The following is a 12,880-nucleotide window of genomic DNA, read 5'->3' on the forward strand; positions in this document are numbered from 1 at the left end:
GCTTTCGCCGGTCGTTCCCGCCGCAACGTTATCCGGAGCGGGCGGTGTTGGGAACCCGCTGTTACATCGGCCGCTTGCGCGCGAGGTAGGTCGGGTCATCGAAACTGATGCACCAGTGCGGCCGGTAGACGACCACCAGCACCATGATCCCGCCGGTCAGGAAGGCCTCGCCGAACATCAGCAGCGGGGTCGCGGCGAGGTAGGCGGCCGCCGGGCCGCCGATCGCCGCCATGGTCGCGGCCTTGGCCAGCGACGAGGCGGCCATGGCCAGGGCGGCGGCACCGAATGCATTGGCCATCACGTAGGTGAAGATGTTCGCCGGCACCCAGTACAGCGCGGCCAGCTGCACCAGCACGGTCACCGCGACCGGCAGGGCACCGGCCAGCAGGAAATCCCCCGCCCAACCCTGCCAGGCCGCGCCCAGCAGCACGCCGGCCAGGCTCGCCAGCGCCATCATCCAGCAGGCGATGCGCGCACCGAACATCAGCGTGGCGACGGTGGCCCCGAGAAAGTGCAGCACCACGCCCTGCAGCGCCGCGGTGTTGAACCAGCGGATCGCCATGATCACCAGGGTCGCGGCCAGCAGCAGGCGGCGCGCCTCGCCGTTGCGGTAGCGCTCCAGGCGCAGGCCGCGGGTGGACGCCGCCAGCACGCCCAGCGCCAGCGTCCAGGCCAGGGCCGTGGCCCAGGCGGGAAGCGCGGCGCCGGCATCCATCGCGTGCTCAGTACGCGGCGTCGGCGGGCGCGCCACCGATCCGCGTGCGTACTTCGAACAGCTCAGGGAAGAAGGTCAGTTCCAGCGCCTGCTTCAGGAACCCCACGCCGCTGGATCCGCCGGTGCCGCGCTTGAAGCCGATGATGCGCATCACCGTGCGCATGTGGCGGAAGCGCCACAGCTGGAACTCGCTCTCCAGGTCCACCAGGTCTTCGCACAGGTGGTAGGCATCCCAGTGCGCGGCGGTATCGGCGTAGATGCGCTCGAACACCGGCACGAGCGCCATATCGGCGACGTGCGGGCGGGTCCAGTCGCGCTCCAGGTGCGCGGCCGGGACGGCATGGCCGTGGCGTGCCAGGTGGCGCAGGACTTCGTCGTACAGGCTCGGCGCCTCGAGCGCCTCGGCGAGCATGGCGTGGGCCTCAGGGTCGTGCGCGAACACCTTGAGCATGCCGGCGTTCTTGTTGCCGAGCAGGAACTCGATGGTGCGGTACTGCGCCGACTGGAAGCCGGACGACGGCCCCAGCAGGTCGCGGAACTCGGCGTACTCGGAGGGCGTGAGCGTCTCCAGCACCGACCACATCGCGGTCAGCTGGCGCAGCACCACCTTGCAGCGCGCGAAGATCTTCTGGCACGGCTCCAGCCGGTCCGCCCGCAGGTGCGCCACCGCCGCCCGCAGCTCGTGGATCATCAGCTTCAGCCACAGCTCCGACACCTGGTGCTGGACGATGAACAGCATCTCGTCGTGGTGCGGCGGATCCGACAGCGGCTGCTGCGCCGACAGCAGGCGCTCCAGGTGCAGGTAGCCGCCGTAGGTCAGGCGCCCGGACAGCTCGGTGTGGATGCCGGCTTCCAGCGCGCGTTCGTTGTCTTCGATGCTCATGCGCAAAGGGTAGCGCAGGGCGACCGTACGGGGCGGAACGGAAATCGTGTCACTCCGCTGCAGTGCAGCTGGTGCACAATCCGCCGATCGCGGCGGGGGCCGCGACCATCACCATTCCAGGGGAATACACCACATGCAACCGTTGCCGCGCCGCCTGGCGCTTGCCATCGCTCTGTCCGCCGCCATCGGCGCGGCCCACGCCGACACCACGCCGCAGACGCTGCCGTTTGCCCAGGACTGGACCGATATCGGGCAGATCACCGCGAACGACAGCTGGTCGGGCGTGCCGGGCATTGTCGGTTACCGCGGCGACGGGCTCGCGGCCGGTTCCGGCGTGGATCCCCAACTCGTGCTCGGCGCGGACGCGGCGGGCGTGGTCGACGTCAACGCCAACCAGGCGCTGCCCAATACCTTCAGCACGGGCGGCGTGACCGAGTTCCACCTGGCCGACGCCGTGGTCGCGCTGTCGGGCAGTGGAACCGCGCGGGCACCGTACATCCGCATCCACCTGAACACCGTGGGCGCGACGGGCATCCAGGTGTCGTACAAGCTCCGCGACCTCGACGGCTCGACCGACAACTCCGTCCAACCGGTGGCGCTGCAGTACCGCGTCGGTGGCAGCGGCGATTTCACCAACGTGCCCGCCGCCTTCGTGGCCGACGCCAGCGCCGGACCGAGCCTGGCCACCCTGGTGACGCCGGTCTCGGTCACCCTGCCCGCCGCGGTCGACAACCAGCCACTGGTCGAGCTGCGCATCATGACCACCGACGCGGTCGGCAACGACGAATGGATCGGCATCGACGACATCAGCATCGTCGCCACCGGCGGCGGCGGTGACGACCCGGCGATCAGCGTCTCCAATGGTGCGGTAGCCGAGGGCGACGCCGGTACATCGCCGATGTTCTTCCAGGTCACGTTGTCGGCACCCGCCGGCGCCGGCGGCGTGGAGTTCGACTACGCCACCGCCGACGGCAGCGCCATCGCCGGCAGCGACTACGTCGCGGCCGCCGGCACCGCCACCATCGCCGAGGGCGCGAGTTCGGTAGCGCTGTCGGTGAGCGTGAACGGCGACACCGCGGTCGAGCCCGATGAAACCTTCTCGCTGGTCCTGTTCAGCTTCACCGGCGCCGTCGCCGGCAGCGTCGAAGGCACCGGCACCATCGTCAACGACGATTTCGTGATCGTGCCGATCGCGCAGATCCAGGGCCCCGGCGCGCTGTCGCCCCTGGTTGGCCAGGTGGTGGTGACCGAAGGCGTCGTCACCGCGCGCAAGAACAACGGCTTCTTCCTGCAGACCCCCGACGGCCAGGACGACGGCGACGACGCCACGTCCGAAGGCATCTTCGTGTTCACCGCCGGCGTGCCGTCGGCGGCGGCCACGGTCGGCAACCGCGTGCGCGTGCAGGCCAAGGTCGAGGAATACATCCCGGCGGCCGATCCTCACCAGCTGCCGATGACCGAACTCACCTTCGCCACCGTCACCCAGCTCGGCACCGGCCACGCGCTGCCGGCGCCCGTGGTGCTGGCGGTCGACAGCGTGCTGCCCGATGGCGGCCTCGACCAGCTGGAGCCATACGAGGGCATGCGCGTCAGCATCCCCAGCGCCACGGTCGTCGCGCCCACGCGAGGCAACACCAACGAAGCCAATGCCACGTCGACCGGCAACGGTCAGTTCGCGGTGGTGGTCACCGGCGTGCCGCGCCCACTGCGCGAGTCCGGCATCCAGGTCCCGGACCCGGATCCGAGCGGCAGCACCGCGACCGCGATCCCGCGCTGGGACTTCAACCCCGAGATCATCGCCGTCGACAGCGACACGATCGGCGCGCCGCAGGCCAACCTCGCCGCCGGCTGCCGGATCGTCGACGGCACGCTGACCGGCCCGCTGGACTACACCTTCCGCCGCTACACGATCTACCCGGAAGGCGCGCTCACCACGGCCTGTGACGGCTTCGACCAGCCGCGCGGCTCGGTGGTGCCCAGCGAGGACCACGCCACCTTCGCCACCTACAACCTGCAGCGCTTCTTCGACACGGTGAACGACCCGGCCACCAGCGACCCGGTGCTGACCGCGGACGCATTCGCGAGCCGGCTCAACAAGGCATCCCTCGGCATCCGCGCCTACATGCACGCGCCGGACGTGATCGGCGTCAGCGAAGTGGAGAACCTCGGCGCACTGCAGGCGCTGGCGGCCAAGATCAACGCCGACACGGTCGCGCTGGGCCAGCCGGACCCCGGCTACGTCGCCTACCTCGAGGAAGGCAATGACGTCGGCGGCATCGACGTCGGCTTCCTGGTGAAGGCCGGCGAGATCGGCGCGGCGCTGCCGCGCGTGGACGTGCTCGCGGTCGAGCAGGTGGGTGCCGACACAACGTGGACGTACGCCGGCAACGGCGCCACCAGCCTGCTCAACGACCGCCCGCCGCTGGTGCTCGATGCGGTGGTGAACTTCGCCGACGGCCGCGCGCTGCCGATCACCGTGGTCACGGTGCACCAGCGCTCGCTCAGCGACGTCAACAGCGAGGACGCGGCCGGCACCGGCACCCTCGGCGATCGCGTGCGCCAGAAGCGCCAGCTGCAGGCGGAGTTCCTCGCCGGCATGCTGCAGGACATGCAGGCCGCCGATCCGGCGCGCGCCATCGTGGTGCTCGGCGACTTCAACGCGTTCGAGTTCAACGACGGCTACGCCGACATCATGGGCACGGTCATCGGCATGCCTTCGGCCGATGCCACCACCGCGGTCAACGGCGACGGCGCCGACCTGGTCGACCCCGACCTGTTCAACGCAACGCACATGCTGGCGCCGTCCGAACGCTACTCGTTCGTGTTCGACAACAACGCGCAGTCGCTCGACCACGTGCTGGTGAACAATGCGGCGCTCGGCTCGGCGATCAACTCGTGGACCATCAGCCACGCGCGCCTCAACGCCGACTTCCCGGAGACCGCGCGCAACGACGCCAACAGCGCCGCACGCCTGTCCGACCACGACCCGTCGGTGCTGATGCTGCGGCTGAACGCGTTGACCTTCGCCGACATGGCGGCGGTGGTGACCACCCCGCAGCCGGCGATCGCCGTCGGCGGCACGCTGCGCTACGTGGTGTCTGCGTCGAACGCCGGGCCGGATGCGGCGCAGTCGCCGGGCGTGGGCTTCGCGGTCAATGCCGCACTGCCCGACCTCACGATCGTCGCGCCCAGCGGGTGGACCTGCGATCCCGCAAGCGTGGCCGGCAACCAGACCAGCAGCGCGTGCAGTGCCGACAGCCTGGCGGCATCGCAGTCGGCGTCGTTCGACGTGTCGGCAACCGCCACGCCGGCCACCGGCGGCACCGTGGTCACCCTGACCGCGGCCGCGACCTCGCAGACCGAAGACACCGATGCCACCAATGACAGCAGCAGTGGCGCGGTGTCGGTCGAGGCGCAGGCCGACCTGGGCGTGCTGGTGTCGGGGCCGACGAGCTACGTCCGCGGCGCGGCAGGCCCGGGCTACGCGGTGGCCGTCGCCAACCACGGGCCGTCGGGTGCTGCGGACGCAAGCGTCGCGATCAACGTGTCGCTGGCCAAGGCACGCGTCGCCCTGCTGCCGGCGCCCGGCTGGACCTGCGAGGCACTGCCGACGCAGCTGTTCGCGGTGACCTGCAGCCCGTCGGGCGGCTCGCTTGCGAATGGTGCAACCGGACAGTTCACCCTGACCGTGGACACCAGCGGCAAGCTCATGGCGCCGGTGTTCGAAGTGCGGGCCGACGTGTCGTCGGCAGCGACCGATCCGGTTGCCGGCAACAACGCCGCGGCGGTCCGGGTCCAGGGCGCGCGCGCGCCCTGATCCGCACCATCGACCTGCTGTGACCAGGGAGCGCGGCCTCGGCCGCGCTCCTTTCTTGTGGGCGGCTGTAGCGCCCCCGTGGGCCTTGGGCATCGCGCTGCAGCTACCGGAGAGCCACGCACGAGATCGCGGGGTGTGCTTCTCAACCCACCGCGTAATGCGGCGGACCGGGTGCCAATGCCCTTGAGGGCGAAGTCAAGGAGGAGGCGATGGCCGCAGGCCGTCGCCCGGGGACATGAGTCCTCAAGGGCATTGGCACCCGGCACGGCGGCGCAAGCACTTGCCGCAGCGCGCAACAGCCGCAATCCGGCCACCGGGTATCATGGCCGGCCCGTTGTTGACCGAGCACGTGACCGCATGAGCGTCGCCGCGACCTTCGAAATCGAATACCTCCAGTACCTGGGGCCAGACGGCACCCTGGTGGCCGAACTGCCGCCCGAAGCCCCGTCGGCCGCCGACCTGGTGCCCCTCTTCAAGCAGATGCTGCTGGTGCGCACCTTCGACACCAAGGCCATCGCGCTGCAGCGCACCGGCAAGCTCGGCACCTATGCCGCCTGCCTCGGCCACGAGGCCACGCACGTCGGCATTGGCGCGGCGATGCGCCCCGAGGACGTGTTCGCCCCCAGCTACCGCGAGTACGGCGCGCAGTTCATGCGCGGCGTGCAGCCGCGCGACGTGCTGATGTACTGGGGCGGCGACGAACGCGGCAACGATTTCGCCGGCCCGAAGCACGACTTCCCCTGGTGCGTGCCGATCGCCACCCAGTGCCTGCACGCCGCCGGCGCCGCGCTGGCGTTCAAGCTGCGCGGTGAAGACCGCGTGGCCGTGACCTGCTGCGGCGATGGTGGCTCCTCCAAGACCGACACCTATGCCGCGATCAACTCGGCCGGCGCCTACGCGCTGCCGTTCATCCAGTGCATCATCAACAACGGCTGGGCGATCTCGGTGCCGCGCTCCGCGCAGACCGGCGCGGAGACCCTGGCCCAGAAGGGCCTCGCCGGTGGCCTGCACTGCCTGCAGGTGGACGGCAACGACCTGTTCGCCGTGCTCGAGGGCATGCGCCGCGCCATGGAGCGCGCGCGCTCGGGCAAGGGCGGCAGCGTCATCGAGTTCATGACCTACCGCCTGCACGACCACACCACCGCCGACGACGCGCGCCGCTACCGCGGCGAGCAGGAGGTCAAGGACGGCTGGACCCGCGAGCCCATGACCCGCCTGCGCACCTGGCTCACCGCCCAGGGCGCGTGGGACGAGGCGCAGGAAAAGACCTGGCTCGAAGAATGCGGCCGCGTGATCGACGTGGAGATCAACGCCTATCTGGAGAGCAAGGTGCAGCCCGTGGAAGCGATGTTCGACTACCTCTACGCCGATCCGCCGCAGGACCTGCTGGACCAGCGTGCCGATGCGATCGCCCTGGAGAAGCGCGCATGAGCGCCGTGGCCAAGGACGCGGCACCGGCCGCCATCACCCTGATCGAGGCGATCACCCAGGCGCTGGCGTACGAGATGCGCCAGGACGAGTCCGTGGTGGTGCTGGGCGAGGACGTCGGCGTCAACGGCGGCGTGTTCCGCGCCACCGCCGGCCTGCAGGCCGAGTTCGGCGACAAGCGCGTGATCGACACCCCGCTGGATGAAACCACCATCGCCGGCCTCACCGTCGGCATGGCCGCGCAGGGCATGAAGCCGGTGGCCGAAGCGCAGTTCGACGGCTTCGTGTACCCGATGGTCGACCACATCATCTGCCACGCCGCGCGCTTCCGGTACCGCACACGCGGCCGCCTGACCTGCCCGATGGTGCTGCGCGTGCCGTGGGGCGGCGGCATCCGCGCGCCCGAGCACCACAGCGAGGCCAACGAATCCATCTTCACCAACGTGCCGGGCCTGCGCGTGGTGCTGCCGTCGTCGCCGGCGCGCGCCTACGGCCTGCTTCTGGCTGCGATCCGCGAACCGGATCCGGTGATCTTCATGGAGCCCAAGCGCATCTACCGCCAGTACAAGGAGGTGGTGCCGGATGACGGCGAAGCGCTGCCGCTGGACGTGTGCTTCGTGTTGCGCGACGGCACCGACGTGACCCTGGTGACCTGGGGCGCGCAGGTGAAGGAAACGCTCGAGGCCGCCGAGGCGCTGGCGAAGGACGGCATCAGCGCCGAGGTGATCGACGTCGCCACGCTCAAGCCGCTCGATTTCGCGACCATCGCCGAGTCGGTGTCCAAGACCGGCCGCTGCGTGATCGTGCACGAGGCTCCGAAGACCGCGGGCTTCGGCGCCGAGATCGCCGCGCGCCTGGCCGAGGAGTCGATGTTCGACCTGCTCGCGCCGGTCCAGCGCGTCACCGGCTACGACACGCACATCCCGCTGTTCCGCCTGGAAATGAAGTACCTGCCGAGCGTCGAGAAGATCGTGACCGCCGCCAAGCGGGCGCTTGCCGCGGGCTGACCCGCCGGGCGCGACCGCACCACGCACATTGCACGCCGCGCGCGAACGCGCGGCACATGGAAAGACGAGGATCACATGGCTGACAAGAAGACCTTCCACCTCCCCGACCTCGGCGAGGGCCTGCCGGACGCCACCATCGTCGAGTGGTTCGTCAAGGAAGGCGACACCATCCGCCTGGACGAGGCTCTGGTGTCGATGGAGACCGCCAAGGCGGTCGTCGAAGTGCCGTCGCCGGTCTCCGGCAAGGTGCTCAGGCTCGCCGGCGCCGCCGGCGACATCGTGGTGACCGGCAGCATGCTGGCCGAATTCGAGGTCGACCCCAGCCTTCCGCAGCGCGCCGAGGGCCAGGACACCGGCCACCACCACGGCGGTGGCGGGCACGGCGTGGGCAGCGAGGATCCGGCGCCCGACCACAAGGTCGTCGCCTCCGATGACGGCGGTGCGATCAGCGCCGGCGAAGAAGCGCCCAAGAGCACGTCAGGCAGCGAGCGCAGCGACAGCGGCACCGTCGTCGGCGCCATGCAATCGTCCGATGCGGTGCGCAGCGAGCAGGCGCTCGCCGTCGGCGGCGTGCGTGCGATGCCCGCGGTGCGCGCGCAGGCGCGCAAGCTCAAGGTGGACATCACCCGCGTGCGCGGCACCGGCGCCGACGGCACGGTGACGATGGCCGACGTCAAGAACGCCGCCGCCAACGGCTCGGCGGCGATCGGCGCCGCGCCGGCAGCCGCCCCCGCCGTGGCACGCAGCGCGCCGCCGGCGCCTGCCGCAACCTCCCGCGACGCGGCGCAGCGCACCCAGCTCTCCGCCAGCGGCAAGCCGATGCGCACCCAGCCGCCCGGCGTCACCGCCAGCGGCCAGCCGGAGCAGCTCAAGGGCGTGCGCCGCAACATGGCGCGCGTCATGGCCGATGCCCACAGCAAGGTCGTCCCGACCACGTTGGTCGACGATGCCGACCTGCACGGTTGGGTGGGCAAGCAGGACATCACCGCGCGCCTCATCCGCGCGATCTGCGTGGCGGCCAGGGCGGTGCCCGCGCTCAACGCGTGGTTCGACGGCGACAGCCTGACGCGCACCCTGCACCCGCAGGTCGACATCGGCATCGCGGTGGACACCGAGGAGGGCCTGTTCGTGCCCGCCCTGCGCAACGCCGACGTGCTCGATGCCGGTGCCGTGCGCTCCTCCATCCAGCGCCTGCGCCAGCAGGTCGAGGACCGCAGCATCCCGGCCAGCGAGCTGTCGGGCTACACCATCAGCCTGTCGAACTTCGGCATGTTCGCCGGCCGCTACGCCACCCCGGTGGTGGTGCCGCCGTGCGTGGCGATTGTCGGCGCGGGCAAGCTGAGCCAGGACGTGGTTGCGGTGATCGGCGGCATCGAAGTGCACCGCCGGATGCCGATCTCGCTGACGTTCGACCATCGCGCCGCGACCGGTGGCGAAGCCGCGCGCTTCCTCAAGGCGATGCTCGACGACCTGGCGCTCGCCAGCTGAGGCCTGCCGGCGGCACTTGCCGCCGCCATGCGCGGCCCGGAAGATCGGTTGTCCCGATCGAGGGCCGCGCCATGGCACACCGCAGCCGCCTCTCCACCTTCGTCCTTGATTGCCGGGTCGACGACCTGGCGCCGCACGTCGCGTTCTGGAGCGCGGCGCTGGGCAAGCCGGTGGCCAGCGCCGACGAGGACGGCGACGGCAAGTACGCAAGGCTTGCGACCGCGGCCGACGAGCCCGTCCTGCTGCTGCAGAAGGTCGACCACGACAGCCGCATCCATCTCGACATCGAGGCCGACGACGTCGACGCCGAAGCCGCGCGCCTCGAAGGACTCGGCGCGCGTCGCATCGAAAAGCGCCATACGTGGTGGGTGATGGAAGCGCCGAGCGGGCACCGCTTCTGCGTGGTCCGCCCGCAGCGCACGCCGTTCGGGCCGCACCTCAACACCTGGGAATAGGCGCGCGGCGCCGCGCGCCTCAGACCGCCTGCGGCGCCTGCCTGCGCTCGCGCTCCAGCCACACCGCAAGGCCCTGCGCGTTGAGCTCGATATCCATCTCCAGCAGCGCGGGCACTTGCACCTCCGCATCGGCGACGCCGTGGCGTCGCGCGCGCTCCACGTAAAGCGCGGTCAGCTCGCGCTTCAACACGTCATGGCGGTCCGGCGCGTCGTCCAGCGCGCGCGCGATCGCCACCATCGCATCGACCTGCTCGATGAGCCCGGCGCCGACACGCGCGACGTCGGCAACCCGGCCGTAATGGGTGGCGAAGCACGCCTCGGGTGACTCCGCGAGCATGCGCTGCACCGACGCCTTCATCTGCGCGGGATCGAACTGCACCGGCGAGGTGGTCGGGATCGCGAACGGACGGCCGTCGACGTCGAACTCGCGGTAGGAAATGCCGAAGATGTCGCCGCTGAACCAGCTGCGCGTGCGCGCGTCCCACACCGACAGGTGGTGCAGCGCATGGCCCGGCGTGTGCGCGAGCAGCAGCGGCCGGCCGGCCAGGTCGATCACCGCGCCATCGGCGGCTTCGACCACGCGCGCCGCGGGCGCCGGCACCAGCCCGCCATAGGCAAGGTCGAACAAGTCGTCGCCATAGACCTGGCGCGCGCTGGCGATCAGTCTGGCCGGATCGACCATGTGCGGCGCGCCGCGCGGGTGCACCACCAGCCGTGCACTGGGCAGCTCGCGCAGCAGCGCGCCGGCACCGCCGGCGTGGTCGAGGTGCACGTGGGTGACGATGAGATGGTCGACCGCGTCGCGCGCGACGCCGGCGGCGTCGAGCGCCGCCAGCATGCGCGGCACGCTGTGCAGGGTGCCGCAGTCGATCAGCGCCGCGCGCCCGCTTTCGACCAGCAGGTAGGCCGCGCAGAAGTCCGGCCGCTCGCCGAAGCCGGTGTCGATGATGGTGACCATGCGTCTAGACTCCGCCGGCGGTCCGACGCCTGCCGAACAGCCGCATGCGCACGAAGAACGCGAGCGTCATCACCGCCAGGAACACGCCGTAGCCCACCGCGGTGGCGAGGATCTGGTGCCACATGCGGCCATGGCTGCTGTCGGCGGTGGCATGCGCCCAGTACAGGCTGGCGACGAACGCCGCGACCGCGAGCAGCAGCGACGCGATGTCGAACAGCCGCCGGCCGACACCGCGCGGCTGCCGCGGATACACCCAGAACAGCACCGCGAGGATCAGGAACCACGGCAGGAACAGGATCAGCGCCAGGTTCATTTCCACCAGTGCAGTCATGCCGCATCTTCCGCGAAGCGCGCGAGCGCGGCGCGCAGCGCGTCGCCATCGACATCGGTGCCGAGCATGCCCACGTCGACCTCGCCCAGGCGCACGCGGCCGTCATCGGCCACCAGCAGGACGCCATCGCCGGACTTGAGGCGCGCGACCAGCTGGCCGGCGTCGCGCGGCGAAGCGAAGCCGTCGCCCTGCAGCAGCAGCCGCTCGCCATCGACCAGCTTGAAGTGGAAGCGGCCGTCGGCCTCGCGGTACTGCTTGAACACCGGCGGCGCCGCGGCGGCGGCAGCCGCATGCTCCGCCGTCGTGTCGAGCGCGGACAGGTCACGCAGCCCGACCGCATGCCGCAGGCGCGCGACGAACGGCGCCGCGTGCCGCTCACGCAGGCGCGCGGCACCCGCGCGCAGCGTGCGCTCGATGGCCGCCGGGTCGGCCATCAGCGCTTCATAGCGCGCGCGCAGCGGTGCGATCTCGGCGTCGATGCGTTCGAACAGGCGCTCCTTGGCCTCGCCCCAGGCGATGCCGTCGGCGAAGGCCTGGCGCATGGCCGCGGTCTCCGCGTCGCTCGCGAACGCCTGGTAGAGCTGGAACAGGGCCGAGCCCCCGGTGTCCTTGGCTTCGCCGGGCGCACGCGAATCGGTGACGATCGAAAAGATCAGCTTGCGCAGCTCGGCTCGCGGCGCGAACAGCGGGATGGTGTTGTCGTAGCTCTTGGACATCTTGCGGCCGTCGAGGCCTGGCAACGTGGCCACCTGCTCCTCCACCACGGCTTCCGGCAGCACGAAATACGGCTCGGCGCCCGGCGTGGCGTACAGGTGGTTGAAGCGCTGGCCGAAGTCACGCGCCATTTCGATGTGCTGCACCTGGTCGCGCCCCACCGGCACCTTGTGCGCGTTGAAGATCAGGATGTCCGCGGCCATCAGCACCGGGTACATGAACAGCCCGGCATTGATGCCGGCATCGTCGTCGGCGCCGTCCTCGCGGTTGCGGTCCACGGCGGCCTTGTAGGCGTGCGCGCGGTTCAGCAGCCCCTTGCCCGCGACGCAGGTCAGGAGCCAGGTCAGTTCGGTGGTCTCCGGCACGTCGGACTGGCGGTAGAACCAGACCCGGTCGGGCTCCAGGCCACAGGCCAGCCAGCTGGCGGCGATCTCCAGCGTCGAGCGCTGTACGCGCAGCGGATCCTGCGTGCTGATCAGCGCGTGGTAGTCCGCAAGGAAGAAGAAGCTCTCCACGCCGGGCGCGCCACTGGCGGCGACGGCCGGGCGGATGGCGCCGACATAATTGCCGAGGTGCGGCACGCCGGTGGGCTTGATGCCAGTAAGGACGCGGAGGCTCATTCAACGGCCAGGCTGGGAACGGTCCGCCATTTTAGCCCGCGATGCGGCGCGTGCCCCGCCGCACGAAGAAACGGGCCGGCGATTGCCGGCCCGTCGGTCCAGGTCGCGCCCCGCGCATCAGTGGCGAGGCACCGCGGCTGGATCAGTGCAGCGACTTCTCGAAGTCACGGACTTCGCGCTCGGCACGCTCCTGCTCCCAGCCGTACTGCTCCTGCAGCTTGCCGGCCAGGTACTTGCTGTCGCCCTTGGCCACGTCGAATACGTCGTCGGTCAGGTCGCCCCACTTGGCCTGCGCCTGTCCCTTCAGCTGCGTCCACTTGCCGGCGATGATGTCCTTGTTCATGCGATACACCTTCTGTTGCATGGGGGAATGCGATCGCCGCACCGCGGCGGATCACGCAAGCATCCTGCCGCATCGCGCGTCCCCGTCCGGTCAAGGTTTCGTTGCGCGCTCTTTCACACCG

10 protein-coding genes and 1 pseudogene are annotated in these 12,880 nt (G+C 70.6%); 5 read left to right on the forward strand and 6 right to left on the reverse strand.

Features of this window, described 5'->3' with window-relative positions; genetic code table 11:
* Positions 1-61: 61 nt before the first annotated feature.
* Both JGR64_RS11845 and JGR64_RS11850 read right to left on the reverse strand, forming a co-directional pair.
* Positions 62-715 carry an energy-coupling factor ABC transporter permease gene (locus tag JGR64_RS11845; protein WP_199373566.1) on the reverse strand — a complete coding sequence of 218 codons (654 nt, stop codon included), beginning with the start codon at positions 713-715 and terminating at the stop codon, positions 62-64.
* 7 nt (positions 716-722) lie between these two features.
* Entirely contained in the window at positions 723-1,598 is an 876-nt protein-coding gene (locus JGR64_RS11850) for a tryptophan 2,3-dioxygenase family protein (RefSeq protein ID WP_199373567.1), read from the reverse strand.
* 133 nt (positions 1,599-1,731) lie between these two features.
* On the opposite strand from JGR64_RS11850, the gene JGR64_RS11855 reads away from it, so the two are divergent.
* From JGR64_RS11855 to JGR64_RS11875, 5 genes are all read left to right on the forward strand, one after another.
* The gene (locus tag JGR64_RS11855) at positions 1,732-5,415 is read left to right on the forward strand and encodes a Calx-beta domain-containing protein (protein WP_199373568.1); all 3,684 of its coding nucleotides are present in this window, start codon (positions 1,732-1,734) and stop codon (positions 5,413-5,415) included.
* A gap of 357 nt (positions 5,416-5,772) precedes the next feature.
* Positions 5,773-6,846: a pyruvate dehydrogenase (acetyl-transferring) E1 component subunit alpha gene (gene pdhA / locus JGR64_RS11860; RefSeq protein WP_199373569.1), complete on the forward strand. Its 1,074-nt coding sequence runs from the start codon at positions 5,773-5,775 to the stop codon at positions 6,844-6,846.
* Entirely contained in the window at positions 6,843-7,850 is a 1,008-nt protein-coding gene (locus JGR64_RS11865) for an alpha-ketoacid dehydrogenase subunit beta (RefSeq protein WP_199373570.1), read from the forward strand. The genes pdhA and JGR64_RS11865 overlap by 4 nt, the downstream gene beginning before the upstream one ends.
* 75 nt (positions 7,851-7,925) lie before the next feature.
* Positions 7,926-9,338 (forward strand): dihydrolipoamide acetyltransferase family protein, encoded by a 1,413-nt coding sequence (locus JGR64_RS11870; RefSeq protein WP_199373571.1) that lies wholly within the window; start codon positions 7,926-7,928, stop codon positions 9,336-9,338.
* 71 nt (positions 9,339-9,409) lie between these two features.
* Positions 9,410-9,793 (forward strand): VOC family protein, encoded by a 384-nt coding sequence (locus JGR64_RS11875; RefSeq protein WP_199373572.1) that lies wholly within the window; start codon positions 9,410-9,412, stop codon positions 9,791-9,793.
* A 19-nt stretch (positions 9,794-9,812) separates the two neighbouring features.
* Here the strand turns inward: JGR64_RS11875 and JGR64_RS11880 are convergent, their stop codons facing one another.
* The 4 genes and pseudogenes from JGR64_RS11880 to JGR64_RS11895 all read right to left on the reverse strand — a co-directional run bounded on the left by JGR64_RS11880 (position 9,813) and on the right by JGR64_RS11895 (position 12,759).
* Entirely contained in the window at positions 9,813-10,751 is a 939-nt protein-coding gene (locus JGR64_RS11880) for an MBL fold metallo-hydrolase (RefSeq protein ID WP_199373573.1), read from the reverse strand.
* A gap of 4 nt (positions 10,752-10,755) precedes the next feature.
* The gene (locus JGR64_RS11885) at positions 10,756-11,082 is read right to left on the reverse strand and encodes a hypothetical protein (protein ID WP_199373574.1); all 327 of its coding nucleotides are present in this window, start codon (positions 11,080-11,082) and stop codon (positions 10,756-10,758) included.
* A gap of 23 nt (positions 11,083-11,105) precedes the next feature.
* Positions 11,106-12,416, reverse strand: a pseudogene (locus tag JGR64_RS11890) (tryptophan--tRNA ligase); the annotation flags it as partial.
* A gap of 142 nt (positions 12,417-12,558) precedes the next feature.
* Positions 12,559-12,759, reverse strand: a complete 201-nt coding sequence (locus tag JGR64_RS11895) for a CsbD family protein (protein ID WP_199373576.1) — start codon at positions 12,757-12,759, stop codon at positions 12,559-12,561.
* Between the last annotated feature and the right edge of the window lie 121 nt (positions 12,760-12,880).

This window comes from Luteimonas sp. MC1572, from assembly GCF_016615815.1.
GTDB lineage: Bacteria > Pseudomonadota > Gammaproteobacteria > Xanthomonadales > Xanthomonadaceae > Luteimonas.

Excerpts from the sequence above, each read along its gene's own strand:
- JGR64_RS11845 (WP_199373566.1), bottom strand. The coding sequence starts at position 715 with ATGGATGCCGGCGCCGCGCTTCCCGCCTGGGCCACGGCCCTGGCCTGG.
- JGR64_RS11850 (WP_199373567.1), bottom strand. The coding sequence starts at position 1,598 with ATGAGCATCGAAGACAACGAACGCGCGCTGGAAGCCGGCATCCACACC.
- JGR64_RS11855 (WP_199373568.1), top strand. The coding sequence starts at position 1,732 with ATGCAACCGTTGCCGCGCCGCCTGGCGCTTGCCATCGCTCTGTCCGCC.
- pdhA (WP_199373569.1), top strand. The coding sequence starts at position 5,773 with ATGAGCGTCGCCGCGACCTTCGAAATCGAATACCTCCAGTACCTGGGG.
- JGR64_RS11865 (WP_199373570.1), top strand. The coding sequence starts at position 6,843 with ATGAGCGCCGTGGCCAAGGACGCGGCACCGGCCGCCATCACCCTGATC.
- JGR64_RS11870 (WP_199373571.1), top strand. The coding sequence starts at position 7,926 with ATGGCTGACAAGAAGACCTTCCACCTCCCCGACCTCGGCGAGGGCCTG.
- JGR64_RS11875 (WP_199373572.1), top strand. The coding sequence starts at position 9,410 with ATGGCACACCGCAGCCGCCTCTCCACCTTCGTCCTTGATTGCCGGGTC.
- JGR64_RS11880 (WP_199373573.1), bottom strand. The coding sequence starts at position 10,751 with ATGGTCACCATCATCGACACCGGCTTCGGCGAGCGGCCGGACTTCTGC.
- JGR64_RS11885 (WP_199373574.1), bottom strand. The coding sequence starts at position 11,082 with ATGACTGCACTGGTGGAAATGAACCTGGCGCTGATCCTGTTCCTGCCG.
- JGR64_RS11895 (WP_199373576.1), bottom strand. The coding sequence starts at position 12,759 with ATGAACAAGGACATCATCGCCGGCAAGTGGACGCAGCTGAAGGGACAG.